Genomic DNA, 1,387 nt, shown 5'->3' with positions numbered 1-1,387 from the left:
TAATTTAGTCATAAAAATGTCACTTTTCTTGGTTTATACTTATGTCCATAATGAGTTGAATAAAAAAAATATGAACATTAATAATCGCCTAAACAGATTAACCATTGTTGATAAGCAGTATAAATTACGTCAACTTTTTGTTGAAAACAATAAATCTGTTGTACAATTTTCTCGGAAATTTAAACCTATCAAAAAGTCTGCTAAAAAACCTGACCAAGCAGCTTAACCGTTTTAAAAATAGGCTTTTATAGTGCCGACTTGACGTGCAATTATCTGAGCCTGGAGTTGAAACTAAAAAAAGAAAAAACCAATTTATTTCTAGGTTTTACTTTTGGTCTAAACTCCAACACTCGATTGATAAAAATAGAGATGTTAACTATTATGATTTTGCCTATGTTATAAACAAGATTTAACTTTATCCAGCACTACTCAACAGATAGCTAACCTCCCTTGAAGATTTACTCTAATTTGATGAATAATTGAATTCCATAAATAGTCAGGCGTTGTTCCAAAATAGTTTTTTTGTGACAGTCGTTTAGACTAAAATTCGATTGAGAAATCAATAGGAAAATCAATTTTATTGATTTTCCTATTGATTTAATTTTTGCTTAATTAAATTAATTTATTAGTCTAAATTCCAGCTATTCAGCAACGCCCTTTATGGTAAAGCATGAAAATACGTACCGTATTGCAACCCAGGAAAAAAATGATTTAATTCAATAAAAGTAACAGCTAAAAAGACCACAGTCAAAGTAGCCAATATGGGCGCACTGGTTAAATACTTGATGAAATATTGCATGATTTTTTTCTATTTAGAATCGTGTTTAACTAACAGTTGATTGAAATAAAATGCATTATCGAGGCGATACAGGAATTTCACTATCCTTAGCAGTTAATTCTCCACTCAATAATTCTTTGACTGCTAATACGGGCCACAGCAAACCTTGAACTAAAGATGGAATTGCTACAGGTAAATTGATAAATATTTCTGACTGTTCGGGAGATTTCTGTTTATTAATTGTTTGTAAATAAGAACGTCCTGACCAACCAATAAAACCTGTAATATAGAAAAACATACTAAAAGCGATCGCAATATCTAAGGCATTTTTCCAACTGATTACTAAATGAGGTAATCCATCATCTTCACCACAGGGTAAATATTCTGAGTAGGCCAGATTTGGTTCATTAAAGTAATAATTATCGGGATAACTAGCAACTCTTTCTGAATAAGCTTGAGAGTCTTTACATTTTACTAGTATGCCATCTGCTGAAGCAGTAGGAGTTATAGCAAAACAAATTACTATTGCTAAGATTAAAGGCAATATTTTTTTCTTCATTTTTTCGATTGTAAATAATTTTGGTTAGGTTTCAAGACTTGTCATTTACC

The 1,387-nt window shown here is 30.7% G+C and carries 3 protein-coding genes; 1 reads left to right on the top strand and 2 read right to left on the bottom strand.

The window, feature by feature from the left end:
- Positions 1-226, top strand: a 226-nt coding sequence (locus H1P_RS36620) for a hypothetical protein (protein ID WP_222427277.1), incomplete at its 5' end; no start/stop codon positions are given.
- Positions 227-658: 432 nt separating this feature from the next.
- Here the strand turns inward: H1P_RS36620 and H1P_RS27725 are convergent.
- Positions 659-799 carry a photosystem I reaction center subunit IX gene (locus tag H1P_RS27725; RefSeq protein WP_144873830.1) on the bottom strand — a complete coding sequence of 47 codons (141 nt, stop codon included), beginning with the start codon at positions 797-799 and terminating at the stop codon, positions 659-661.
- A gap of 55 nt (positions 800-854) precedes the next feature.
- Complete coding sequence (locus tag H1P_RS27720) at positions 855-1,337, bottom strand: Photosystem I reaction center subunit III (RefSeq protein WP_144873828.1); 483 nt, start codon at positions 1,335-1,337, stop codon at positions 855-857.
- Positions 1,338-1,387: the final 50 nt, after the last annotated feature.

The sequence above is a fragment of the Hyella patelloides LEGE 07179 genome (assembly GCF_900659865.1).
In the GTDB taxonomy this organism is placed as follows: Bacteria; Cyanobacteriota; Cyanobacteriia; order Cyanobacteriales; family Xenococcaceae; genus Hyella; species Hyella patelloides.
The sequence above is the reverse complement of the archived record's forward strand: the minus strand, read 5'-3'. Positions and strand labels throughout refer to the sequence as shown.

Coding starts and splice junctions, on each gene's coding strand:
- H1P_RS27725 (WP_144873830.1), bottom strand. CDS start 799: ATGCAATATTTCATCAAGTATTTAACCAGTGCGCCCATATTGGCTACT.
- H1P_RS27720 (WP_144873828.1), bottom strand. CDS start 1,337: ATGAAGAAAAAAATATTGCCTTTAATCTTAGCAATAGTAATTTGTTTT.